At 66.6% G+C, this 24808-nt stretch carries 20 protein-coding genes and 1 pseudogene; 11 read left to right on the plus strand and 10 right to left on the minus strand.

All coding sequences use genetic code 11. The features are described 5' to 3' along the window. Nucleotides 1-609: 609 nt before the first annotated feature. From ACN8ZM_RS17680 to ACN8ZM_RS17695, 4 genes are all read right to left on the minus strand, one after another. Nucleotides 610-1512 (minus strand): aminomethyltransferase, encoded by a 903-nt coding sequence (locus tag ACN8ZM_RS17680; RefSeq protein WP_043180683.1) that lies wholly within the window; start codon nt 1510-1512, stop codon nt 610-612. 84 nt (nt 1513-1596) lie between these two features. Beyond that, a complete protein-coding gene (locus ACN8ZM_RS17685; protein WP_043180681.1) occupies nt 1597-1815 on the minus strand; it encodes a hypothetical protein in 219 nt (72 codons plus the stop codon). Between the two features lie 227 nt (nt 1816-2042). After that, on the minus strand, nt 2043-2693 hold the full coding sequence (locus ACN8ZM_RS17690; protein ID WP_027790596.1) for an NADPH-dependent FMN reductase: 651 nt from the start codon (nt 2691-2693) through the stop codon (nt 2043-2045). A gap of 311 nt (nt 2694-3004) precedes the next feature. Next, the gene (locus ACN8ZM_RS17695; protein WP_420211891.1) at nt 3005-3310 is read right to left on the minus strand and encodes an NIPSNAP family protein; all 306 of its coding nucleotides are present in this window, start codon (nt 3308-3310) and stop codon (nt 3005-3007) included. Between the two features lie 279 nt (nt 3311-3589). Here ACN8ZM_RS17695 and ACN8ZM_RS17700 point away from each other — a divergent pair, with 279 nt between their 5' ends. The 3 genes from ACN8ZM_RS17700 (at nt 3590) to ACN8ZM_RS17710 (ending at nt 7534) form a co-directional block, all read left to right on the plus strand. Then, entirely contained in the window at nt 3590-4378 is a 789-nt protein-coding gene (locus ACN8ZM_RS17700; RefSeq protein WP_205823377.1) for a GNAT family N-acetyltransferase, read from the plus strand. A gap of 359 nt (nt 4379-4737) precedes the next feature. Beyond that, nucleotides 4738-6795: a potassium-transporting ATPase subunit KdpB gene (gene kdpB / locus ACN8ZM_RS17705; RefSeq protein WP_420212635.1), complete on the plus strand. Its 2058-nt coding sequence runs from the start codon at nt 4738-4740 to the stop codon at nt 6793-6795. Between the two features lie 40 nt (nt 6796-6835). Further along, nucleotides 6836-7534, plus strand: a complete 699-nt coding sequence (locus tag ACN8ZM_RS17710; protein ID WP_089451915.1) for a response regulator — start codon at nt 6836-6838, stop codon at nt 7532-7534. A gap of 8 nt (nt 7535-7542) precedes the next feature. Here ACN8ZM_RS17710 and ACN8ZM_RS17715 read toward each other — a convergent pair whose 3' ends face one another. From ACN8ZM_RS17715 to ACN8ZM_RS17730, 4 genes are all read right to left on the minus strand, one after another. After that, a complete protein-coding gene (locus ACN8ZM_RS17715) occupies nt 7543-8196 on the minus strand; it encodes a lytic transglycosylase domain-containing protein (RefSeq protein ID WP_420211892.1) in 654 nt (217 codons plus the stop codon). 128 nt (nt 8197-8324) lie between these two features. Continuing rightward, on the minus strand, nt 8325-9683 hold the full coding sequence (locus ACN8ZM_RS17720; RefSeq protein WP_420211893.1) for a DUF3999 domain-containing protein: 1359 nt from the start codon (nt 9681-9683) through the stop codon (nt 8325-8327). Beyond that, entirely contained in the window at nt 9680-13069 is a 3390-nt protein-coding gene (locus ACN8ZM_RS17725; RefSeq protein WP_420211894.1) for a DUF2339 domain-containing protein, read from the minus strand. Before ACN8ZM_RS17725 ends, ACN8ZM_RS17720 begins: the two co-directional genes overlap by 4 nt. Nucleotides 13070-13095: 26 nt before the next feature. Then, nucleotides 13096-13344, minus strand: coding sequence for a hypothetical protein (locus tag ACN8ZM_RS17730; protein ID WP_301810344.1), 249 nt, complete (start codon nt 13342-13344; stop codon nt 13096-13098). A gap of 207 nt (nt 13345-13551) precedes the next feature. On the opposite strand from ACN8ZM_RS17730, the pseudogene ACN8ZM_RS17735 reads away from it, so the two are divergent. The 5 genes and pseudogenes from ACN8ZM_RS17735 to ACN8ZM_RS17755 form a co-directional block, all read left to right on the plus strand. Continuing rightward, a pseudogene (locus ACN8ZM_RS17735) lies at nt 13552-14843 on the plus strand (quaternary amine ABC transporter ATP-binding protein); the annotation flags it as partial. Next, entirely contained in the window at nt 14836-15732 is an 897-nt protein-coding gene (choW, locus tag ACN8ZM_RS17740; RefSeq protein ID WP_043180664.1) for a choline ABC transporter permease subunit, read from the plus strand. The pseudogene ACN8ZM_RS17735 and the gene choW, both read left to right, overlap by 8 nt. A 107-nt stretch (nt 15733-15839) precedes the next feature. Next, nucleotides 15840-16838, plus strand: a complete 999-nt coding sequence (locus ACN8ZM_RS17745) for a GlxA family transcriptional regulator (RefSeq protein WP_011354068.1) — start codon at nt 15840-15842, stop codon at nt 16836-16838. 98 nt (nt 16839-16936) lie between these two features. Beyond that, nucleotides 16937-17884, plus strand: coding sequence for a choline ABC transporter substrate-binding protein (locus ACN8ZM_RS17750; RefSeq protein ID WP_043180661.1), 948 nt, complete (start codon nt 16937-16939; stop codon nt 17882-17884). Nucleotides 17885-18178: 294 nt separating this feature from the next. Continuing rightward, nucleotides 18179-18805, plus strand: coding sequence for a trimeric intracellular cation channel family protein (locus ACN8ZM_RS17755; RefSeq protein ID WP_420211895.1), 627 nt, complete (start codon nt 18179-18181; stop codon nt 18803-18805). A 9-nt stretch (nt 18806-18814) separates the two neighbouring features. Here the strand turns inward: ACN8ZM_RS17755 and ACN8ZM_RS17760 are convergent, their stop codons facing one another. Then, nucleotides 18815-19240, minus strand: a complete 426-nt coding sequence (locus tag ACN8ZM_RS17760) for a PACE efflux transporter (protein ID WP_420211896.1) — start codon at nt 19238-19240, stop codon at nt 18815-18817. Between the two features lie 147 nt (nt 19241-19387). Between ACN8ZM_RS17760 and ACN8ZM_RS17765 the strand changes: the two genes are divergently transcribed. Beyond that, nucleotides 19388-20311 carry a LysR substrate-binding domain-containing protein gene (locus tag ACN8ZM_RS17765; RefSeq protein WP_420211897.1) on the plus strand — a complete coding sequence of 308 codons (924 nt, stop codon included), beginning with the start codon at nt 19388-19390 and terminating at the stop codon, nt 20309-20311. Nucleotides 20312-20365: 54 nt separating this feature from the next. Here ACN8ZM_RS17765 and ACN8ZM_RS17770 read toward each other — a convergent pair whose 3' ends face one another. Beyond that, nucleotides 20366-21088 (minus strand): hypothetical protein, encoded by a 723-nt coding sequence (locus ACN8ZM_RS17770; RefSeq protein WP_420211898.1) that lies wholly within the window; start codon nt 21086-21088, stop codon nt 20366-20368. A 425-nt stretch (nt 21089-21513) separates the two neighbouring features. Between ACN8ZM_RS17770 and ACN8ZM_RS17775 the strand changes: the two genes are divergently transcribed. Together ACN8ZM_RS17775 and ACN8ZM_RS17780 are read left to right on the plus strand one after the other, a co-directional pair. After that, entirely contained in the window at nt 21514-23757 is a 2244-nt protein-coding gene (locus ACN8ZM_RS17775; protein ID WP_420211899.1) for a type VI secretion system Vgr family protein, read from the plus strand. 8 nt (nt 23758-23765) lie between these two features. Next, nucleotides 23766-24797: a hypothetical protein gene (locus tag ACN8ZM_RS17780; protein ID WP_420211900.1), complete on the plus strand. Its 1032-nt coding sequence runs from the start codon at nt 23766-23768 to the stop codon at nt 24795-24797. Nucleotides 24798-24808: the final 11 nt, after the last annotated feature.

Here is a 24808-nt window from a genome sequence, read left to right on the forward strand (position 1 = left end):
GTAAAAAAGTGCTACAGAGCGGTGGGCCGGGCCGTCATCATTCGTCTTTCGAATTTGTCCTATTGACTGTTTCGGTTATGTTGATATTCGGGCGGGATTCGGAGAGGGGGTAAACCCGTCCGGGAGGCGTGACCCGCTTCCGCTTTGGGCCGGCTGGCGACAGGGTGTGAATGACGCTGGCCGGCATGGGTGGCGGCGCCGCCGAATCATCGGATCCTGGGTGTGACAATTTGTCCGGGCGCGGCGCACGCGCGCCGAAGCTCCAGAAAAAAGGGATGGATCAAATGGGGCGGGCGCGGCACATCCGGCAGCCGGATGCAACGCGTGCGATGGGGCAATTTCGAGCCGTCGGCGGGCCGGGCAGCCCAAGGAATACGGTTCGGCGTGCAAGTGCGACGAGCACGCATCGAGGTTCGAACGGGACGCAGGGCACGGAACAGAACGGATGCATCGATCGCAGCGGATCGTCTGCTGCGTGCCCGGATGCGAAAGAAGCGACTGCGAGCCGCCGGATTCCGGCGCAACTCGGGCCGTCCCGGCGTGACGATCGTCGACGGGCGTTGCCCGGTTGCTCGACCGGGCAACCGGGCCCTGTCCCGAGCGGTTGCCTTACTTCTTGAGAAGCCGCAACGCGAACCGCGCCATGCGCGGCACGAACATCGGGCGCAGCAGGCGCGTGTCATAGCCGGCCATCCGCCGGTCGTTCTCCGCAAGACACAGTTCGATCAGCTCGCGCGGGTTGAGCGCGTCGCCGATGTCGGCGGTGCCGGTCGCCGGGAAGTTCGCGTCGCGCGCGACGCCGTCGGAATCGATGCCGCGCGCGATGCCGATGCGTTCACGAATCAAATGCACCCACACGGCCGCGACCCGCGCGAAGAACCACGGCCGGCGCCACCACGGCAGGCTGCGCCAGTACCACGCGTACCAGTTCACGAAGAACAGGATGTGGCGGCCTTCTTCCTGGATCACCGGTTCGAAGGTGTCGACGAGTTCGGGCGGGAAGTAGCCGGAGCGCTGCGCGGAACGGAACAGCCCGAACGCGAAGAAGCTGTCGATGCATTCGCTGAAGCCCGTGACGATCCACCACCACTCGGGATCTTTCGGCGCGGGATAGGGCGGCTCGGGAGCGAGCCGGATGCCGTAGGCCTCGACCAGCTTCGACAGCACGACCTTGTGGCGGGCTTCCTCGCCGCCGTCCATCTCGAGCGCGCGGCGCAGCAGCGGATTGTCGATCGTCGCCGCATAGGTCGCGACGCGGATCGATGCGCGGCCTTCGGTTTGCACCGCGATGTCCCAGATCGGCAGCGACGTGAGCCGTTTGAGCTCGGCGGGCTTGAGCGCGGGCCAGTCGATCACCGCCGGCTTGTACGGGTTGTGTGTGTCGAGCAGCATGCGGCAGAACATCTGCATGTGCGCATCGGAACCGATCCGGACCGGACCCGGCCTCTCGAAGGTCCAGTTGCGCATTGCGTGATCTGCTGCTGCATGCTCTTCCTGCAGCGTGTCACTCATGGCTGTTGCTATGCGATTACGGGTCGAAAGATTCTTGCATAGCTTCCGTAAACGCGTATTTTCGAGCGGCCATGCGCGCGCCGGTCACGCGTGCGTGTCGACCCAGAGGCGGCCCCAGCGGGACGCGTAGGCCAGCGCGTGCTCTTCCTCGAAGAAGAAATCGATCGCGTCGAACGACACGGCGCGCGGCGACGGGCCGCCGCTTGCCTTCTCGATCGTCAGGTTGGCGGCGAACAGCCCGTTCGGCAACCGGGCGGCAGCGGGGGCGACTTCGTAGCCCTTGTAGCGGATCGTACGGTTCATGGCGTGCGCGGAGAAAGTTCGGAGGTTCAGCGTACGAAAACCCACCCGTGGCGTGAACCAATCTTTCGGCCAATGCAAATCACGCGGTGGGCCGAATCGTTATCGGCGCGGGGCAAGGGCAGCAGGGAGAGGCGTCGATGTGCGCGGCGCGTGGCCGCTCGTCCGATGCACGCCGCCCGCGCCGGCGAATCGGGTCGGCCGGGCGCGGGCGGTGGAAGGCGGGGAAGTTACTGGTTGGCGATCTTCAGCACGGGCGCGAGCGCATCGACCGATGCCGCATGCGACGCCGCGCGATGCGATGCGAACGCGAGCGCGAACTCGGCCGCCTGCGTGCCGACCGTCTCGAGCTGGGCGACGACCTTCGGATCGGAGCAACTGTCGGCGCTGTCGAAGCGCGTTTCGAGCGTGTTCACGGTCGCGCCGAACGGCGTCGGCCAGCCGCGCAGCGCGTGCACGATCGAACGCAGCGACGTCAGCACGGTGCCGGCCGCCTGCCAGCCGTAGGCGGTGACGATCAGGCCGACCGCGCGCCCGTCGAGATAGGGGCGATCGTCCGCGCGCAGTTCCTCGAGCGTGTCGAGCGCGTTCTTCACGAGGCCGGAGACGCCGCCGTGATAGCCGGGCGTCGCGATGATGATCGCGTCGGCCTGGCGCACGGCGTCGATCAGTTCGCGCTGCGCGTCGGTCAGCGTTTTGTGTTCGGGCGCGTAGTGCGGCAGCGTATGCAGGAACGGGCCGTCGAACAGGCGCGTGCGTGCGCCGGCCGCCTGCGCACCGCGCAACGCGAACGACAGCGCACGTTCGGTCGACGACGCTGCCCGGGTGGTACCGCCAATGCCGACGACGAACGGGCGGCGGTGTTGATCGAATGCAGTCAAGGGGCGCTCCTTGGGGATGGCTTGCCCGGCTAAGCACAGGCTTAAAACCCAGATGGTAACGACCCCGCCGCCACTCTGAAAACGACTTTTCGTTCTATCGATATGCCGCGCGGCAGGGGCAATCGTGTGCGCGGCCGTCCAGATCGATAGCAGAAATGCTTGGTTGGGAGGGCGGGCCGTGGTCGATAAGATGGGCCCGTCTCCTCCTTGATGTCTCTACTGACATGGGTTGGCCCCGCCGCGCGGATGCAGGCGGGGCTTTTTTTTGCCCCGGTCGGGAAAAGGGGCGCGATATGCGGGGCCGTTGCCCGTTACTCGAATACCGGCCGGAAGAAGCTGCGCTCGTAGCTGACGATGCAGCGCGTGTCCTCCGCGTAGCGGAACGCGGCCTGGCAGGCCGGATCGTCGATCGAGCGTTCGCGGTAGCGCTCGTATTCGGCGAGGCTCGGGAACGAGAACATCGCGAGCGCAATGTTGTTCGCCCCTTCGGACGGCAGGAAGTAGCCGTGATGCGTGCCGCCGAATTTTTCGACGAGCGGAATCCACATCTTGCCGTAGGTCTCGAACTGGTCGAGCTTGTACGGATCGATGACGTAGCGAAGGTAGCAGGTGACCATGAGCGCGCTCGGTGCGGGGAGGAACCAGCGAGTCTGGATGGCGCCGCCGCATGTGTCAACGGCGCGCGCCGCCGTGTGATCTGGCCGCGGGATGCGTTGCTTGCGCAAACAACGATCGACGCGTTTTCATGCGTTCGCAACGACCCACGCAGCGCCGCGACACGCACCGTCTCTACCGCCTCTCACGCACGCATTTCCCCAAACTTTTACGACATTTTTTCTTGCGAGGGCAACCAGCGCGCTCATAGACTTCGGGCATCCCAACCAAGGAGCAAGGCAATGTCGATACCCTGGAACGCGATCGCCGAACACACGCCTGCCGCGCCGCCTTCGGTGTGCGCCGATCGGGTGATCGTGCGGCGTTTCGATCCGGCCTTCGACAGTTATGCACAACTCACGCCGATGCTGCATCGCGCGTTCGCGCGGCTCGGCGCGATGGGGCTCAACTGCACGTGCGTCGACCAGAGCGAGGACGTCACGCGCCGTCGCGCGGAAGCGGGCGAGTGCTACGTCGCCGTGTGCGGCGGGCGGGTGATCGGCACGGCCACGCTGTATGCGACCGATCCGTCGTCGGCGTGCTCGCTGTACCGGCGCGAAGGCGTCGCGAGCGTGCGGCAGGTGGCGGTGGACCCCGATTGCCAGAGCCGCGGGATCGGCGCGTTGCTGCTGTCGTTCGCCGAGCAGTGGGCCGCGTTGCGCGGCTATACGCTGCTCGCACTCGATACGCCGCATCCCGCTTCGCACTTGCTGGCGTTCTACGGCGCGCAGGGTTTCGACGTCGTCGACGTGATGCGCTTCGACGGCAAGCGTTACGACAGCGCGATCCTCTGCAAGCGGCCCGTCGCGCAGGTTGCACGTCGCGTGTCGCCGGCGTCGCGCATGGCCGTACGCGTGGCGGCCGTGCGGCGTCTTGCCTATGCGTTGCCGTCGCGCGTGGTCGCGGTGGCCCGGCGCGATCTGCATGTGCGACGTGGCGCAGGCTGGGCAGCGCGACGCGCGGCCGGTGCCGCGAGCTGCCGCTCGTCGCCGTGGCGGCCGCGTCAGCACGGGCGCTACACGTTCGGCTGAACGCCGCGCGCCGGTTCGTTTTCCTGCTTTGCCGCGTAAACGTCGTATGAGCGGAGTGTGGCGCTCCCGCTCGTGTACGGCCCTTGAGACACCCCCGCCGCGCCGCGGCGAAACGGACGTTTACGCGCTTTTTATACCTTGACGCGATCCTTTGCCGCGATCTTCACGCGAACCTTCATAAGATGGTTTCGTGGAAACGGAAGCCGCACGCGAAAACGCGCGAAGGCAGCCGGCTCGCCTGAGCGATGCCGGATGCCGCTGCGCGGGCGTGCCGGCAAAAGGAAACCGCCATGTCTCTCTCACCCATGCCTGGCCCGCGCCCCGCGCAGCCAGCTCATCCGCGCACGGCCGTGCGCTCGATGTTCGATCCCGCGCTCGTGCGCCCCGCGATCGCCGATTCGTTCAGGAAACTCACGCCGCGTACGCAGTTCCGCAATCCGGTGATGTTCTGCGTGTACGTCGGCAGCATCCTGACCACGATCCTGTGGAGCGCCGCGCTGTTCGGCCAGGCCGAAGCACCCGCCGGCTTCATCGTCGCGATCGCGCTGTGGCTGTGGTTCACCGTGCTGTTCGCGAACTTCGCCGAGGCGCTCGCCGAAGGGCGTTCAAAGGCGCAGGCCGCATCGCTGCGCAGTGCGAAACACAACGTGGTCGCGAAAAAGCTCGCGGCGCCGCGTGCGAAGGCTCCCGTCGAGGTGATGGCGTCGACCGACCTGCGCAAAGGCGACGTCGTGCTCGTCGAAACCGGTGACACGATCCCGGCCGACGGCGACGTGATCGAAGGTGTCGCGTCGGTCGACGAATCGGCGATCACCGGCGAATCCGCGCCGGTGATCCGCGAGGCGGGTGGCGACTTCTCGTCGGTGACGGGCGGCACGCGCGTGCTGTCCGACTGGATCGTCGTGCGGGTCGCCGTCAATCCGGGCGAGGCGTTCCTCGACCGGATGATCGCAATGGTCGAAGGGGCGAAGCGCAAGAAGACGCCGAACGAGATCGCGCTGACGATCCTGCTCGTCGCGTTGACGATCGTGATGCTGCTCGCGACCGCCACCCTGCTGCCGTTCTCGACGTTCGCGGTCGAAGCGATGAAGGCCGGCCACGTCGTGACGATCACCGCACTGGTTGCACTGCTCGTGTGCCTGATCCCGACGACGATCGGCGGCCTCTTGTCCGCGATCGGCGTGGCCGGGATGAGCCGGATGATGCAGGCGAACGTGATCGCGACGTCGGGCCGCGCGGTGGAAGCCGCCGGCGACGTCGACGTGCTGCTGCTCGACAAGACCGGCACGATCACGCTCGGCAACCGCCAGGCGTCGGCGTTCGTGCCCGCGCCGTTCGTGACCGAGGAAGCGCTGGCCGATGCCGCGCAGCTGTCGTCGCTGGCCGACGAAACGCCGGAAGGCCGCAGCATCGTCGTGCTCGCGAAGCAGCGTTTCAACTTGCGCGAGCGCGACATGCATGCGCTGCATCCGGTGTTCCTGTCGTTCAGTGCGCAGACGCGGATGAGCGGCGTCGATCTACCCGGTCGCGAGATCCGCAAAGGCGCGGCGGACGCGATCAAGCATTACGTCGAGTCCCACGGTGGCCGCGTCACGCGCGAAGTCGAAGCGGTCGTGACCGACATCGCGCGCCGCGGCAGCACGCCGCTCGCGGTGGCGGAGCGTGTCGACGGTGTCGCGCGCGTGCTCGGCGTGATCGAGCTGAAGGACATCGTGAAGGGCGGCATCAAGGAGCGCTTCGCGGAACTGCGCAAGATGGGCATCAAGACCGTGATGGTGACGGGCGATAACCGGCTGACGGCCGCGGCGATCGCGGCGGAAGCGGGGGTCGACGATTTCCTCGCGGAAGCGACGCCGGAAACCAAGCTCGCGACGATCCGTGAGCACCAGGCGGTCGGCCGCCTCGTCGCGATGACGGGCGACGGTACCAACGACGCGCCCGCGCTCGCGCAGGCCGACGTGGCGGTTGCGATGAACACCGGCACGCAGGCGGCGAAGGAGGCCGGCAACATGGTCGACCTCGACTCGAACCCGACGAAGCTGATCGAGATCGTCGAGATCGGCAAGCAGATGCTGATGACGCGCGGCTCGCTGACGACGTTCTCGATCGCGAACGACGTCGCGAAGTATTTCGCGATCATCCCGGCCGCATTCGCGACGACGTATCCGCAACTGCGCGTGCTCGACGTGATGCACCTCGCGTCGCCGGCGTCGGCGATCCTGTCGGCGGTGATCTTCAACGCGCTGATCATCGTCGCGTTGATCCCGCTCGCGCTGAAGGGCGTGCGCTATCGTCCGCTCGGCGCGGCGCCGCTGCTGCGCCGCAACCTGCTGCTGTACGGACTCGGCGGCGTGCTGCTGCCGTTCCCGTTCATCAAGCTGATCGACATGGTGCTGGTGGCATGCGGATGGGTTTGAACATGCGCGCGCATCGCGCACCGGACGAAGGCGCAGCCGGATGAGCGAGCCGACCGTCGTCATCGTGATCGTCGACGAAGACAGGTTCATCCGGCATTTCGTCCGTGTCGCGCTGAAGGCCGAACACATGCACGTCGTCGAGGCCGCGACCGGTGCGGCGGGCGTGGCGGCCGTCGGTGCACGACGGCCCGACCTGATCGTCGCGGACACGAACCTGCGAGACCTCGGCGGCACCGAACTGATCCGCGCGCTGCGCGCGTGCTCGGCCGCGCCGCTGATCGTGCTGTCGGCGCTGAGCGCGGAAAGCGACAAGGTGGCCGCACTCGACGCGGGCGCGGACGACTACCTGACCAAGCCGTTCGGCGCCGCCGAGCTGATCGCGCGGATTCGCGCACATCTGCGGCGGCAAGCCGGCGGCGGGCGCATCGATGCGGTGTGTGTCCGCTTCGGCGACGTGACCGTCGATCTCGGCGATCGCCAGGTGTTGCGCGGGGGCACACGCGTGCATCTGAGCCCGATCGAATTCCGGCTGCTGGCCGTGCTCGCGCATCACGCGGGGCGGCTGCTTACGCACGATCGTCTCCTGAGCGAAGTGTGGGGCACGGCGCACGGCAAGGATGCGCACTACCTGCGCGTGTACGTCGGCCACCTGCGGCGCAAGCTGGAGTGCGATCCGCGGCGGCCCGCATACATCGTGACGGAGATGGGCGTCGGCTACCGGCTGGCCGGCGCGCAGTAGCGACGCGCTCAGGGGTTCGCGGCCGTGCGCAGTGCGTCGCTCGCCGCGTCGTTCGAACGGCGCAGCTGCGCATCGAATTGCTGCACGCGCAGCGCAACCCGCTGCGCATAGCGCTTCGTGCCGCCGTTGTAGCGCACGAGCGCGGTTTCGACGTCGCCGTCCGCGTCGTCGAGATAGCCGCGGAAGATGGCCGCGCCGATCCGCACGTTGGTGGCCGGATCAGAGAGGTCCTTCACATGCGCGACGAGATCGCGATGGGCGGTGGGCAGCACCTGCATCAATCCGCGCGCACCGGCGACACTGACCGCATGGCGATCGAAGCCCGACTCGACCGCGATGATCGCGAGCAGCAGCGCTGGCGCGAGCCCGTAGCGATCCGATTCGGTCTGCACCGCGCGCGCGATCGTGCGCGCATCGGCATATGCGATGTGAAAGCGGTTGCGCAGCGCGGTGACGATCGTGTCGAGGGTGGGGGGCGGCGAGGCTTCGGGCGTGCTGGCGGCGGTGACCGGCGCGGCGGGCGTGTCGTCGGCATGCGCGGGCAATGCGATCGACAGCGGCAGCGCGATCGTGAATGGTAGCAGCAGCCGCTTCAGCCGCAGGGCCGGGGGCACGCGCAGGCGTGGCGCCGGCCGGTCATACGATGGATAGGTTTCCTGCATGTCGTCGCATCGTGGTTCCGATGCGACGACTGTACGCAGTTATGCATTGCGACCGTCGAAAGAAACCGGCACGCGAGATAAACGGCGCGTAAAGACGGGCAGCGGGCGGTGTGCATGACCGCGCGGCGTCACTCGTCGCGGCCGTGCGTATCGCCCCCGCCTTTCGCGAGGCGCCATGCAATCGTGCCGAGCACGCCGACCGCGACGATCAGCGCGCCCCACAGCACGAGGCGGCGCGGCGCGTCCGTATCGGCGGCCGGTGCCGGCGCGACCGCCGATACCGGCAACGCCGCACCGACGCGCGCGGGCCGCACTTCGGGCGCCATGCCGACCAGCAGCGCGTCGCGGCTCACGGCCGACGACACGCGCGACGCGTCGCCGACGCCAAGCGTAAACGGCGGCGTGCCGCGCGCGACGAACGTCAGCGCGGCCGGATGCCAGCCGATCGCGACGGCCGGCTGGCCGCCGCCGAAGCCGCCGTTGCGCATGTCGACGACGATCCGCCACGCGCGATCCGTATTCGCCGCGAACTCGAGCGGCGGATTGCGCTGCTCGCCGGCCTTGCCCTGCAGCCGGAACAGCACGGCGCCCGCGACGTCGCGCCACGGCGCCTGCGCGTCGGCGCGGCTCTGCAGCGTCGCGCGCGCGACGGTATTCGGCTGCGGCAGGTCGATGCGTACGCGGTCGACCGGATACGCGCCATCGGTGTCGAACAGGTACTCGCCGGGCGTGCCGCCCGCACGCACGCGAACGGCATCGCGCCATTGGCGCGGCACGGAGGCGGTGTCGGTCCCGTGCGCGTTGCGCGGGTGCGTCTCGACGTCGATCGACGCGATCGCGGGCGCGCCGTCGAGCCAGTCGAGCCGCAGGTAGCGCGGCGCCGCGCCTTCGAGCGCGATACGCTCCTGCACCAGCATGTCGTCGCCGTGGCCCACCTTCAGCAGCTGCGTGCTGCCGAGCGACCGCCAGCTGCGCAGGTCGTCGCTGGCTTCGACGGCGACACGCCCCTGGTAGCTGTTGTCACCCACGTGTACGAGCAGCGCGTCGATGTCGCCGTCCGCATGCGACAGGTCGACGAGATCCGCGCCGTGCTTCGCGCGTGCCGGTGCGGCGACGCCCGCGCGCAGCGCGCCGTCCGGGCCGACCGTCACGCCGAGCGGCGCGTTGCCGTTGTCGGCGCGCGCGGGCGGCAGCGGGAACCAGTGCACCGGCGTGCGCGCAGGCGGCACGGCGGGCGTGGCCACGGCGGGCGCGTCGAGCGAATACGGCACCGGCTCGCCCGCGCCGTTGAAGATGCGCACGTCGCCGAGATCGTCGCGCCGGCTCGCCGCATAGACGGGCTGCGGCACGGTGAGCTGGTAGTACGCGGCGGCGCCGTCCAGGTCGAGCGAGAAGCGCTGCGTGCCGCGCCCGGCACCCGGCGTGCCGTCGGCCGCTGCGACCGACGCGAGCAGGCTCAGTCCGAGCAGGGCGGCGCGTCGTTTCATGGTGTGTCGTCCTGTTGCGCGGCGGTTTTCGGCGGGAGCGGCGAGAAATAGCCGATCAACAGCAGCAGCACGCCGATGCCGATGAACGACACGATGCGCTCGATGCCGGTCACGTGCGACAGGTCGAACAGGAACAGCTTGACGACCGTGAGCGCGAGCAGCGCTGCGCCGACGAACCACAGCGGACGCAGCCCGCGGCGCGTGGCCCAGATCGTGATCGCGAGCGCGCAGAGCGTCCAGTACACGGAGACCGACGCCTGCACGAGCGTCGATTCCGCCATCGCACCGAGTTCGTACGGCACGCCGGCCCAGTGATGCAGTGTGCGCAGCAGGATCGCGTTCAGCCACAGGAACGCGGTGGCGCCGGCCGCACTCAGCAGCGCGACACGATAGTCGTCGAACGACCAGCCGAGCTTGCGCGCACGCACGAACCACGTCGCGGCGAGCGCATAGACGACCGCGAGCACGAGGTCGAGCGGGTTGAAGAGCGGCACGCGCGCCCAGCTTCCGCCGTCCTGCGTGAAGTTCGCGTAGAAGGTCCACACCCACATCACGACGATCAGCGGCAGCGACGCGAGCGCGCACACGCGGGCGATGCCGTCGCGGCGCGTCAGCCACATGCCGGCGAACGCGAACAGGCTCCAGCCGACCATGAACACCTGCTGGATGCCGAACGACGACAGCACGGTGTCGATGTCGTAGACCATGTGGAAGCGGTGATGCAGCGTGCGCAGCATCAGTGCGTTGAACCACAGGAACACGGTGGCGATGGCCGCGTAGTCGACGACGCGCGGATGCCACGCGATGCCGAGCGTTCGCAGGCGGCGCAGCCATACGGCGAACGCGACGAACACGAGGAACTGTGCGATGTCGAGCGGGTTGAGCAGCGGGAGCCAGAAGAGCGGCGCCGCGTTGCCGTCGCTGGTCACGCTGGCGATGCTCCACAGCCACAGCAGCGCGGCGAGCGGTGCCGCGCCCCACACCTGGTACGCGCGCGGGAACGCCGCGACGGGCCAGCGCAGGCGCGAGCCGGGGCCGGACACCAGCAGGAGCAGCGCGCCGAAGCCGTAGGCCCACGCGCTCCAGCTCCACGCGCCTTCGGGCACGTACGCGCGCAGGCGCCAGAAGCCTTCAAGCGACAGCAGCCCGCACAGGGTCCAGAACGTCAGCGTGTGCAGCGGCGCGAGGATGCCTGCGGCGATGGAATGCGCCGTGCCGTTCGCGGAATCGGTGCTTGCCGTGCCGCGCGACTGGCGCCACAGCAGCGCAAGGCCTGCGCCGACGGCGACGGGCCACGCGAACGCGCCCATTCCCGACAGCGGCGCTTCATGTGCATCGAACGCACGCAGCGCGAGCAGCGCCAGCACCGGCGTCAGCGCGAGCGCGGGCCATTCGGCGAGCGGCCACGCAAGCCGGCGGCGCGCGACGTGCGCGAGCCACGCGGTGCCGGCCGCGAACAGCGCGGTCGTATCGACGACGAAGCGGTCGGCATGCAGGTCGACGTGACGGCTCGCGTAGACGAGGATCTCGTGCAGGCCGCCGCTCACCCACCACAGCAGCCCCCACGCGGCAGCGGCGGCACCGATCTCGGGCATCCATGCATGCCATGCGCGCGCTTCGCTGCGCCCGTGCAGCCACCAGCCGGTGAACAGGCCTGCGAGCGCGATCAGCAGCATCGCGATGTACGGGCTGTTCAGCACCGGCAGCGCGGTGGCGTCGGCCGGCCCGAGCAGGCTCGTGAAGAACGCGCCGGCCGCGGCAACCTGCATCAGCAGCCCGAAGGCGAACCGCAGCATGCGCTTCTCGCGCACGCCGAGCCAGACGACAGCTGCGCCTTCGATCGCCCATGCGGCGCTGGTCGTCGGGCCCGAGAACGCGAGCGGCACGGCCAGCGTCGCGAAGATCACTGCGAGCGCGAGCGTGGATTCGAACAGCAGCGCGAGGCGGTCGCGGCGCCGCGCAAGCCACGCGGTGACCACGACGTAGAACGCCGACAGCGCGACGGCGCTCCACGCGAGCCCGAACGGCATGTCCTTCACGAGCGATGCCTGCAGCGCGGTCGCGACGATCGGCGTGCCGAACACGAGCGTGCCGTCCACGTAGTGCCGCAGCGCGAGTTCGCGCTTCACCGCATACAGCAGTGCGATGCCGACATACATCAGGAAGAACAGGATGAGGAACGGCTCGGTGCTCGCGAACAGCGCGGGGCGGTAGGCCGTCACGCCCCACGCCGAGCCGATCGTGAACGTGAACACGAAGCCGAGCAGGTTCAGCGGACGCCAGGCCTTGAACCACGCGATCGCGAAGATGCCCGCGTTCAGCAGCGCGTAGTAGCTGAACAGTGCGACGTGGTTGCCCTGGCCGGTCGACAGCAGCACCGGCGCGAGAAAGCCGCCGGCGCTGCCCATGAACGCGAGCGGCAGCGCGTTCTGCCGCACCGCGAGGAACGCGCTCAGCGCGCACACGGCGACCATCAGCGGGAACGCGGCGCCGACGGGCAGCAGCGCATAAAGCTTCGTCGCGGCGAAGATCGTCAGGTACAGGATGCCGACGCCCCCCCCTTGCAGCACGAGCCCGTACGCCGCGCGGCGCGCACGCACGCGCCAGCCGATCGCGAGCAGCGCGGCCGCGGCGAGCGCGGTGCCGGCGAGGCGGAATTCGATCGGCAGCATGTTGTTGTCGGCCGCGTACTTGAGCAGGAACGCGACACCGAAGAACAGCACGATGATCCCGACGCGCACGACCGTGTTGCCGCCGAGCAGCCAGTCGCGCGCGGCGCGGAAGGCGCGCTCGACGAGGTCGGGTTCGCGCGGCTTGGGCGGCGCGGGAGGAATCGACGGTGCAGGGGGCACGCGCGTTTCGCTTGCGCGGGTCGCCGCGGCCGGTGCCGGTATCGATGCCGGCGCAGCGGCGCGAACGGGTGCGGGGGCCGGTGCCGAAGCGGATGCCGGTGCGTCCGCGCGTGCGGCGGCCGGCTGCGCAGGCGGCCGCGGCGGCAGGGTGGCCGAAGGCGGGACGGGTGCGGATGGGGTGGCAGAGGCGGCGCTGATCGGCGTGTGCACCCTCGCGTCAGTCGTGGCCGAACCGGTCTTCGCACCGGCCAGCTGGCCGCGCAAAGACGCGACTTCGCGCGTCAGCGTTTCGACGGTTGCTTCGAGGCGCGCGACGCGCTCGGCAAGCGGAACCGGCGGCTGTACGGGTGGCGCCTGCATCGCGAACGTGTCGGGTGCAGCGCCCTTGGTCTTGCGCTTGCGCTGTTGCAGCGTGTTGTCGAGGCAGAACCCGATCGCGGCGCCGAGCACTGCGCCGGTGATGGCGGAGAAATCCCCGATCAATGCGGCAATCCCGCCCACGATGAAGCCGATTGCGGTAAAAGCCCAGTTCATCTCGCCTTGCTCCCTCTCTCGTATCGTTATCGGCCCGCGATCGGACTTGTGCCGATCGAGGCGGTGTCGGCATGGCCGGCAGGCGAACCGGCATGCGCGGCTGACAACGGTAGCCGCGTGGCGGCCTGCGTCGCGATCAGCCTGTTGGCGGGGAATGTATCACAGCGGCCGTCGCGGATTTTCCGGGGTGGCGCGGTATCGCGGCGCGCGCCGTCCGGTGTCGTCGCGCGGCTTTTTGCACGGTCATGCTTTTTATTGGTGAATGCTTCGCTCATTCGTCTGAGCAGATCGACGTGCGATCGGACGTGAAATTGTCGTAAAGCGACGCGTGCCCGATGCGAATCCGCGCAATACGCGACGCGATCTGCGTCGCGCTGCTGCGCACAAGTCCGACGCGCGATGCCCGCCGTTGTTGGTCGTGCGCGTATTGCGCCGCCGCAATCGGGTGCCGCCGCGTGCCGCGGCCCGCCCGGCGGGGCTGGAGGCCGTGTCGTATTTGCGCAAGCGTTTGTCGTAATTCGTCGGCAGGTCGGGGTTTTTTCTGGCAACTATGTAGGCACGCTATGACAAGCGCGAGTCCCCGCTACACGAGGAGAAGGTTTCGATGGATGCCCCCAAGGTCGTGGTCGAAGGTCTGTGCAAGGTGTTTGGAAGCAACCCGCAGCAGGCGCTCGACATGCTCGCCGCCGGCGCGACGAAGGACGAGGTGCTCAAGCGCACCGGTCAGGTCGTCGGCGTGCACAACGTCTCCTTCGATGTGCAGGAAGGCGAAATTTTCGTGCTGATGGGCCTGTCCGGCTCCGGCAAGTCGACGCTGATCCGCCTCGTGAACCGGCTGGTCGATCCAAGCGCCGGCAAGGTGATGATCGACGGGCTCGACGTCGCGTCGGCACGCCGCTCGGCGCTGACCGCGCTGCGCCGCAAGGACATGAGCATGGTGTTCCAGTCGTTCGCGCTGATGCCGCATCGCTCCGTGGTGTCGAACGCCGCGTTCGGCCTGGAAGTCGCGGGTGTCAGCAAGAAGGAACGCGAGCGCCGCGCGATGGAAGTGCTCGAGCAGGTCGGCCTCGCGCCGTTCTCGCACAAGCTGCCGTCCGAGCTGTCGGGCGGCATGCAGCAGCGCGTCGGCCTCGCCCGCGCGCTGGCTGTGAACCCGTCGCTGATGATCATGGACGAGGCGTTCTCCGCACTCGATCCGCTCAAGCGCCGGGAAATGCAGGATGTGCTGCTGCAACTGCAGAAGGAACAGCGCCGCACGATCATGTTCGTGTCGCACGATCTGGAGGAGGCGCTGCGCATCGGCAACCGCATCGCGATCATGGAAGGCGGTCGCCTCGTGCAGGTCGGCACGCCGCAGGACATCATCGCGAACCCGGCCGACGATTACGTGCGTGCGTTCTTCGACGGTATCGACACCAGCCGCTACCTGACGGCCGGCGACCTGATGCAGACGGGCGCCGTGCCGATCGTATCGAAGTGCGATGCCGCGAACGTCGCGGCGACGCTGAACGGCAGTGCCGACTATGCGTTCGTGCTTGATGCGCAACGCAAGCTTCGCGGCTTCGTCACGCGCGATGCGATCGGTCAGGCGACGCCGTCCGTGAGCCCGATCGAATCCATCCGCCGCGATGCGTCGCTCGAACATGTCGTCGCGCGCGTGGTCGCGAGCCCGAATGCACTGCCTGTCGTCGACGATGACGGCTGCTACTGCGGCTCGGTCGATCGTGCGCTCATCCTGAAGGCCATCACGCGTTCGCGAGGTTCCCATGTCTGAAATGATTCCGCTCGGTACCTGGGTCGACCAGTCCGTTCACTACCTGCTCGACCACGACGCCAAGACGTTCGACACGATCGGTCAGGCGATCGAGGGGCTCGCGGCATTCGTCGAGCACAGCCTGCAGGCGATCCCGATGTGGATGATGATGGCGATCTTCATCGGCGTCGGGCTGTGGCGGGTGGGCTGGCGCTTCGCGCTGTTCACCACCGCGTCGCTGCTGCTGATCTTCGCGACGGGCTTCTGGGATCAGACCGTCATCACGCTCGGCCTCACGCTGTCGTCGACGATCATCAGCCTCGTGCTCGGCATCCCGCTCGGCGTCTGGGCGGCGAAGAGCAAGTGGGTGGCCGCGATCGTGCGCCCGATCCTCGACCTGATGCAGACGATGCCCGCGTTCGTCTACCTGATTCCGGCCGCGATGCTGTTCGGTCTCGGCCGCGTGCCGGGGATCCTGTCGACGGTGATCTTCGCGATGCCGCCTGCGGTGCGCCTGACGAGCCTCGGTATCCGCCACGTGAACCGCGAGATCGTCGAAGCCGGCCAGGCCTTCGGCTGCACGCCGTGGCAGCTGCTGTACAAGGTGCAGTTTCCGAATGCGCTGCCGTCGATCATGCAGGGCGTGAACCAGACGATCATGATGGCGCTGTCGATGGTGATCATCGCGTCGATGGTCGGCGCGGGCGGCCTCGGCAACGACGTGCTCGCCAGTATCCAGCGCCTCGACATCGGGCTCGGTTTCGAAAGCGGCCTGTCGGTCGTGCTGCTCGCGATCATTCTCGACCGCATCACCGAAAGCTTCGGCCGCGCGCCGGGCACCGTGAAGGCGCCGCTGTTCTCCGGCCTCAAGCAGCTGTTTCGCGTGAAGGCCGCACCCGCACAGGCCTGACCTCCGGCGGCCGGAATCCCCGGCCGCTCACCCTGAATAGAGATAACGGCTTCCGCGGCTTCGGCCGCGGGGCTGACCCCCTGCAACCTCCTCGCCAGGAGACCGATGTGACGTCCGCCGTCGCTGTCGCGCCCGCCGCCTGCGTTTCACCGGTTTCGTCCCTCGCCCATTTCGGCTTCCTGACGCTGCCGAACTTCTCGATGATCGCGTTCTCGAGCGCCGTCGAAGTGCTTCGGATGGCGAACTATGTCGGACGCGCCGATCACTACCAGTGGTCGATCTACTCGCTCGACGGCAGTCCGGTACACGCCAGCAACGGCATCGCGGTGCGGCCCACGCAGGCGCTCGACTACACGAACCTGCCGGACGTGATGATCGTATGCGGCGGCATCCGCATCCGCGACGTGGTCGACGAGGGCGCGCGCGATACGCTCGCGGCACTCGCCGAACGCGGGTTGCCGCTGGGCGGCATCTGCACCGGCGCGTATGCGCTGATGTCGAGCGGGCTGCTCGACGGCTATCGCTGTACCGTGCACTGGGAGAACCTGTCCGCGCTGCATGCCGAGTTTCCGCAAGTTGGCTTCGCCGATGAACTGTTCGTCGTCGATCGCGACCGGCTGACCTGCACCGGCGGCACCGCGCCGCTCGACCTGATGCTGAACCTCGTCGGCATGCGGTTCGGCCAGCAGCTGGCCGCGCAGGTCTCCGAGCAGTTCATCCTGGAACGCATCCGCAGTTCGACCGACACGCAGCCGATCCCGGTCGATGCGCGCGTCGGCTTCTCGCGTGCGGAGCTGATCGAGGTCGTGCGGCTGATGGAGGCGAACATCGAGGAGCCGCTGTCGCTCGAGGAGCTCGCGCGGCTCGTGCGGCTGTCGCAGCGGCACCTGCAGCGGATGTTCAAGGTGTACCTGAACGTGTCGCCGACCCACTATTACCTGACGCTGCGCCTGAAGCGCGCGCGCGACCTGCTGCGCACGACCGATGCGTCGATCGCGCGCGTGACGACGGTCTGCGGTTTTCATTCGCCGTGCCATTTCAGCAAGGCCTACCGCGCACAGTTCGGCCACGCGCCGAGCTACGAGCGCCGGTTGCCGGGCCGCTGACCGACCCTATGGTCCGCGACGTCGCCGGGATCGCGGCGCGCGGCTTCAATAAACGATCCCGCATTCAAGCAAACGACATCACTTTGAGGAGAAGCAAGATGAAGCGCCTATTGATCGCAGCGGTGTGCGGGATCGGGATAACCGCGCCGATGTCGGCCGTGTATGCAGCCGACCCGCCCGTGTGCAAGAACGTGCGCTTCGCGGATGTCGGCTGGTCCGACATCGCGGCGACCACGGGCCTCGCATCGACGATGCTGCAGGGGCTCGGCTACAACCCGACGAAGACGATCGCATCGGTGCCGATCACGTTCGCCGGCATCAAGAGCAAGCAGATCGACGTGTTCCTCGGCTACTGGTCGCCGACGATGGACCCGATCATCCAGCCGTTCACGAAGGCCGGCCAGATCAAAGTGCTTTCGACGCCGAACCTGACCGGCGCGAAATACACGCTCGCGGTGCCCGATTACGTGTACCAGGGCGGCCTGAAGTCGTTCGCGGATATTCAAAAGTACGCGGACAAGCTCAACGGCAAGATCTACGGGATCGAACCGGGCAACGACGGCAACCTGCTGATCAAGAAGATGATCGACGGCAACCAGTTCGGCCTCGGCAAGTTCAAGATGGTCGAGTCGAGCGAGGCCGGGATGCTGGTCGAGGTGAATCGCGCGATCCGCGACAAGCAGTGGATCGTGTTCCTCGGCTGGGAACCGCATCCGATGAACGTGCAGATGAAGATCGACTACCTGACCGGTGGCGACGACGTGTTCGGCCCGAACTACGGCGAAGCGAAGGTGCTGACGGCGACGCCGCCGGACTACTCGCAGCGCTGCCCGAACGTCGCGAAGTTCGTGTCGAACCTGCAGTTCACGACGACGATCGAGAACCACGTGATGGTGCCGATCATGAACAAGGAAGACCCGAACAAGGCGGCGGCCGAGTGGCTGAAGGCGAACCCGCAGGCGCTCGACAAGTGGCTCGCGGGCGTGACGACGCTCGACGGCAAGCCGGGCCTGCCGGCGGTGAAGGCTTATCTCGGCGTGCATTGAGCGAGGTGCGTCGGGTTTCACGGCGCTGGCCGGAAGCCTGACTGTTGTTGAGCCGGCGGAAGCAGGACCCACATCCTGCTTCCGCCGGCTTTTTGCATTCGGCTTCGTGCGCGGCCGACGGTGAGCGCACGATGCGCTAGACTGCCCGATCTCGATCGAGGAGGCAGCGATGATCCGCAACACGCGTGGGGATTCTGCAAGGTGGCAGACAGACAGCGGGCGGCTGAACGGCGCGGCTGCCGGTGCGGACGCAGGCTGCAACCGTACGCGGCCGCACTTCGGCAATTCTTTCGCATGAAGCGCATCGAGCAAGTCGTGCTCGCCGCCGATCTCGCGGGTACGGTGGTGTTCGCGATCGAGGGTGCCAATGCGGCGATCGGTGCCGGACTCGACCTGTTCGGCGTCATGGTGTTGTCGCTCGTCGTCGCGCTCGGCGGCGGCGTGATCCGCGATCTCCTGATCGGCGCACGGCCGCCGAGCGCCGTGAGCGACTGGCGCTATCCGGCGCTTGCGTTCGCGTCCGGGCTGTTCGCGTTCGTCTTTCACGCGCGGGTCGCCACGTTCTCGCCATCGCTGCTTACGACGCTCGATGCGGCCGGCCTCGCGTTGTTCGCGGTCGCGGGCGCGGTGAAGGCGCTCGAATTCCGGGTTCACCCATTCATTGCGACGCTGATGGGCGCCGTGACCGGTTGCGGTGGCGGCGTCGTGCGCGATGTGCTGCTCGCACGGATCCCGGTCGTACTGGTCACGGACATTTATGCGAGTGCGGCGCTGCTCGGCGCGGTGTTCGTCGTGTCGTGCAGGCGGCTTGGTTGTCCGCCGGTCATCGCGGCCGTGCTCGGCGGCGTCGCGTGCTTTGCGTTGCGGATGGCGGCGGTGCGCTTCGGCTGGCAATTGCCGAAAATTGCCACGGGCGCGTGAGCGTTCGGCTTACACCCCCTTCGTCGCGGCCGGCACGTCGAACACGCGATCGAACGCCCACTGGAACACGAACGCGTAGCAGAAGAAGAACGCGAACAGTCCGATATCGACGACGAACGCGTCGAACCACGAGATACGGAGCCACCACGACACGACGGGCACGAGGATGAAGATCAGCCCGCCTTCGAATCCGGTCGCATGCAGGATCCGCCGCCCGAGCGTGCGCGCCGGCTGCCGCCGCGACGCTTCCCAGCGCTCGAACAGCGCGTTGAAGATCATGTTCCACAGCATCGCGATCGCCGACATCGTCGCTGACAGTGCCCCTGAATAGACGAGATCCTGCTTGAAGAGCGCCGCGATCACGGGCGAGATGCAGGAAATGGCGATCGCTTCGTAGAGCACCGCCTGCGTGATCCTGCGCGGTAGGCCTTGCACGTTGTTTCTCCGGTTCGACGACACCCGCCGCGGCACCGTGCCGCGACGTCCCGCAAGGCTACCCGCGTTGCACGCCCGCTTCAATTCACCTAATCTCACCCCGATTGAATCGAATTCAACCCGGCCGCATCCGGCCCGCGAGGCCCCGTGTTCTCGAAAATCCCCCTGACCGCATTGCGTGTATTCGAGTCGTCGGCGCGGCTCGGCGCGTTCAAGGCCGCCGCGGACGAACTGTCCGTGACGCCGGCCGCCGTGTCGCACCAGATCAAGTCGCTCGAAAGCCGCCTCGGCGTGCTGCTGTTCGAGCGCGGCGCGAGCGGCGTGCGGCTCACGGACGAAGGCGAGCGCCTGTTTCGCACGAGTCACGATGCGCTGCTCGCATTGAGCCGCGGGCTCGATGCGGTGCGGCCCGAAGCGACCGGCGAGCGTACGCTCGTGCTGACCACCACGCCCGCCTTTGCCGCGATGTGGCTGATTCCGCGCCTCGGCCGGTTTCGTCACGTCGATCCGCACCTGCACATCAAGGTCGAAACCGGCAACACGCTCGCCGATCTTGAACGCGATGCGCGGATCGATCTGGCGATTCGCGCGACGTCGCGCACGTTTCCGGCGCTGAACGAGATTGCGCTGATCGACGAGTATTTCGGCGCGTATGCGGCGGCCGGATTCGACGCGCATCGCACGGACGAGCCGCTCGACCTGATCGAGACCGTGTGGGATACGCCGCTGCCGGTGTCGGTCGACTGGGCGTCGTGGTGCGGCGCAGCCGGTCGCGAATCGTGGCTTGAACGCGCGGTGTTTCGCCACTACGACGACGAGCATTACGCGTTGCAGGCGGTGCTGCACGGGCAGGGTATCGCGCTGCTCAGCTCCGTGCTGGCGGCCGAGCATGTCGCGCTCGGGGCATTGATGCCGATCGAGCCGTCGGTGCGGCTCGACGGTGCGCGCTTCGTCGCGCTGTGCCGGCCGGGGCGGGAACGGGAGCCGCAGGTCAGGTCGTTTCTCGACTGGCTCGAAGCGGAGATTGCGCAGACGCGGGAGGCGGTGGTGCGGATGGCGGAAGGGGGCTGAGCGGGAACGCATGGCCGCACCGCTCGGCATGCGCGGGCGGGTGTGCCGCTCCGGTCATTTCCCGGGGCGTATCGGCGTTGCGAGCTTCGCGTCGCAACGCCAGCTTCGGTCGCGTATCGCTGCGATCTGCGCGACGGCCGGGCTGCGCCATGTGTCGGGCAGCTTGCAGGTGCGGCGGACGGCGTGTTTCGCGGGCGTTTCGTCGCCGGGGATCGGCGCGTCGCTGTCGTGCACGTCTCCCGTCAATGCATTGACGCTCGTATGGGATTCGCTGCTGCCGCTGCCGTCCCAGCGGAAGTCCCAACTGTCCTCATCCCATCCCGCGACGATCCATTGGCCGTTGCGCGTCGTCACGCGCCAGGTTTCGCCCCAGCGCATCGAACTGCCGCCGTCATTCCGCACCAGCAGCGAACCATGGCTGATGTCGAGCGGCTGGTACGGATCGCCCATCACGCCGCCGTCGTCTGGTCCCATCGCGATCGCGTCGTTCGTGAGCACGCGCTTGCCATCGACGAAGATGCGCAGGCGTCGCGGGCCGTCGGGCTGCCCGCGCAGCACGTCGATGCAGGCGGTGACCGGCTGGGTCGAGCCGAACGCGCCGCGGATGCTGTCGTCGAGTGTGTAGCCGGTGTCGACTTTGCCGCATGGAGCGTCGGTCGTGTTGGTCAGCCTCGCGCCATGGGCGGTGGCGGCGGCGAGGGCGGTGAACGCAAGCAGTGCGCGCAGGCTGTGCGGCGCAGCGTCAACGCACGCGGGAAACAACCGGTGAGGGCGCATGGGGAGAGGGTGATGGAAGACCTGGCGTGCAGTTTAAGCGATTCGGGCGGTTGATCGGGAGGCTTGTTGACGAGCGGCCATTTCGGGCGCAGGGACATCCATTGCCGTGGTGGAAGGTTGTGTCCATTACCGCCAGCAATGTTGGTGGAGTGAGGGCGATAGGCAAATCAGTGTTGATTTACACCGTCAAGGAGAAATTTAACCTCGAAATTTCGAATATGTCTCATGGACATGAGATGTCTCGTTGGCGAACCTCTTGCGTTGGGACATCCAGCGCGTATTCGTATGCGTCATGGGTTGCCCGATCGCAAGATCACGTCGCTCGTCATTGCATGCAGTCAGTCCGTTGAGTACTGCACACGCGTGGTATGTCGACGTGTGGAAACACGCACCGGCGTGTGTTTCTGGTCCGGAGATCCATCACGATGTTACAGCCGTCTCATTTGCACTTAACCTTTACTGCCGGTGAAGAGTCGTTCGAGGTCGTCGAATTTACGCTGCGCGAGGGGTTGTCCGAGACCTTTCGCCTGGAGGTTGAACTGGCCAATGCCAATCCGGCCATCGACTTTGGACAGATACTCGATCGCAACGGCATGCTCACGATCTGGCAGGGTGGGCAGCCCGTGCGCTACGTGCACGGCGCGGTCTCGTCGTTCGTTCAGGGCGATACCGGCTTCCGGCGCACCCGCTACTCGGCCGTGGTCGAGCCGCGTTTGGCGCGCCTCAAGCTCTCGTCCGACTGGCGGATCTTCCAGACCCTGGGCGTGACCGAGATCGCGACGGCCGTGTTCAAGGCGCATGGCCTGACGATGAACTACGAGCAACGCGCTACCAACGAACACCTCGCCCGCGAGTACTGTGTGCAGGCTGGCGATACCGACTACGATTTCGTCGAACGCATCCTGCGCGAGGAAGGCTTTTTCTACGCTTTCCAGCACGGCAAAGAGGGGCACCGGCTGATTCACTGCGATCGGCTGCTCATCTTTGGCCGCCTGGACGGCGAGCCGGTGATCTACAACCCAACGCCGGGGGGCGATCAGCCACAACCCAGCCTACGGACCTTCGCTTACACCGAGAACGTGCGTACTGCGCGCCAGGTGCAACGCGACTACACGTTCAAGAACCCGCGCTTCAACCACGAGTACCCGCGTGACGGCACCGATCTCGATCATCAGGGCCGCGGCTACGCAAGCTACGACTATCCGGGTCGATATAAACACGAAGCCAGCGGCAAGGCGTTCACTCACGATCGTTTGCGCGGACACCGGCGCGATGCGCGCGTGGCGTTCGTCAGCGGTGACGATGCGCGCTTGCAACCGGGTATCGCCTTCGCGCTCACGGGCCACCCGCGCGAGGACATGAACCGGAGCTGGCGTCCGGTGAGCCTGGAGCATCACGGCAAGCAGTTCACCAGCCAGGCGGAAGAAAGCGCGGACGCACAACACGGCACGTACTACAGCTACGAAGCGGTACTGGTGCCAGACGATGCCGAATGGCGCGCTGAGCCGCTGCCCCACCCGCGCATCGACGGCCCGCAGCCGGCGGTGGTCGTGGGCCCGGAGGGTGAAGAGATCTACACCGACGAGTACGGCCGAGTGAAGGTGCAATTCCCGTGGGATCGTCAGGGCCGGCATGACGAGCACAGCTCGTGCTGGATCCGCGTCGCGCAGAACTGGGCGGGGGCACTGTGGGGCCACATGGCGATTCCGCGCATCGGTCAGGAGGTGATCGTCGACTTCTTCGACGGCGATCCGGACCAACCGGTCGTTACCGGCCGCACCTATAACCGCCTGCAGTTACCGCCCTACGAACTGCCGCGACACAAGACGCGGATGACGATCAAGAGCCAGACGCACAAGGGCGAAGGTTTCAACGAGCTGCGCTTCGAGGACGAGGCAGGACAGGAAGAGATCTACGTCCACGCGCAGCGCAATCAGAACATTCACGTCAACCACGACGAAGCCACGTTCATTGGCCACAACCGTAGCGAGCAGGTTGGACATGACGAAGCGATCAGCATTGGAAACGATCAACGACTTTCAATCGGCCGGGACCGCCGCGAACGGGTGGGGCAGGACGAGGAACTCACCATCGAACGTCACCGGACGATTCGCACGGGTGTGAATCACTCGGAAGCGATCGGCAACAACCGTCACGACACTGTTGCGGCCAATCATCGGGTCGATGTGGGCGGGCACGCGGAGCACCTCGTTCATGGCAGCCATCGGTTGGAAGCGGGGCAGCGCATCGAACGACGGACGATGCACTATCAGCTTCAGGCGGGAGCGCGCGCCGTCTTTGAAGGGCCGGGAGGCAGCATCACCATCGACAGTTCGGGTATCACGCTCGACGGGGTTGCCATTCATATAAAAGGGCCGCTTCGGCAACAAGTCGATGGCAACGGCCACGTGCTTGATCTGCTCTCCAGGGGCGTCCATTCCACCGTGACCGGCTTCAGCGAGCAGTTTCTCGTCAAGCACTCGCGCACCGGCGAGCCGCTTGCCGATGTCTTGTATTGCGCGGAAACCGCTGAAGGCCAGCGGGTGATCGGACGTACTGACGCGCAGGGCCTGACTGCGCGCATCTATACCGGCCAGCCTGGCGCGGTGGCGTTGCGATGGGGAAGAGAGGCGGCCGCACACCTGCGCGAGCAGAGCGTCAACTACTGAGGTCTACCATGGAGCAACGGAAGCAAAGTACGACTGGCCCGGATAACCCGTTGACCGAGGTGGATGCTATTGCTGACCTCGACTATGTCACGGTCGCGGGCTGTTCCGATCCGGCGTTCTATGTCCGCGCCAGGAAAGGCAACAAGATGATGTTTATCAATCAAGGGATACGACAGTTGAGGCAGTACCCGGAGGGGACCGCCGATTATGCGATACAGCGTGTCTTCCTCGTTTTCACAAGGGGGTATCCGCGCAAGCTTCTTGACGCGCTGCAAAAGATCGTAGAAGTGGACCATCGCGCCAGTTATCGAGAACTGACTGATGTTGCCGATCTTGTCACATTCATTGCGGCACGTCGGAGCAAGAAGCGGCTTATCAAACAATTGGACATCTTCTCGCATGGCCTCGTACACAGCATTGAATTCGGATATGACGTTGGCGAGTCCTGGCAAATCCGCTACGGGTTGAATCAGGCGCGGATGCTGGTGCCAATGGCATTCGATGACGATGCAACCATATTTTCGTATGCGTGCCGCACGGGGCTTGGACACGATATCGGTAAAAAACTGGACCCCGGCGAAGACCCCAAATATGGAGAGAGCCTGGCGCAGGTCATGGCCGATTCGGGGGACGTCGAAGTGTGGGCATTTCCGCGAAGATCCAACTATGACGGGACTTATGGGACCGGGGAGGAACGGCTTGCGGCAAGTAGAACGTTGCCGAAGATCGATGAATATGAACGGGAGATGGATACCTACAATCGTCAAATGGCTTCTTACCGGAAACGAACGTTGGCCTTGGGTAAGGGGCCCATGAACGAAATCCCGGGGGAACCACCGCCGACAGTGCCCGTTAGGCCCTACACCGATCGGGAATTTCGATTGGCGAAGCGAATGGAGGCGCGTAGTCGATATGAAAATGATCCGGATATCGACCTACCTCTGGATCCCTTGGGCGCTGTGAATCCGGTCAGGTCGGGTAGTACGCCGGAAGGATTGCCCATGGGGTTTCGCACTTTCAAGCCGAAAGCGCGAGCATGAACAACAGAACG

Origin of the sequence: Burkholderia aenigmatica (genome assembly GCF_048627025.1) — a bacterium.
Lineage (GTDB): Bacteria > Pseudomonadota > Gammaproteobacteria > Burkholderiales > Burkholderiaceae > Burkholderia > Burkholderia aenigmatica.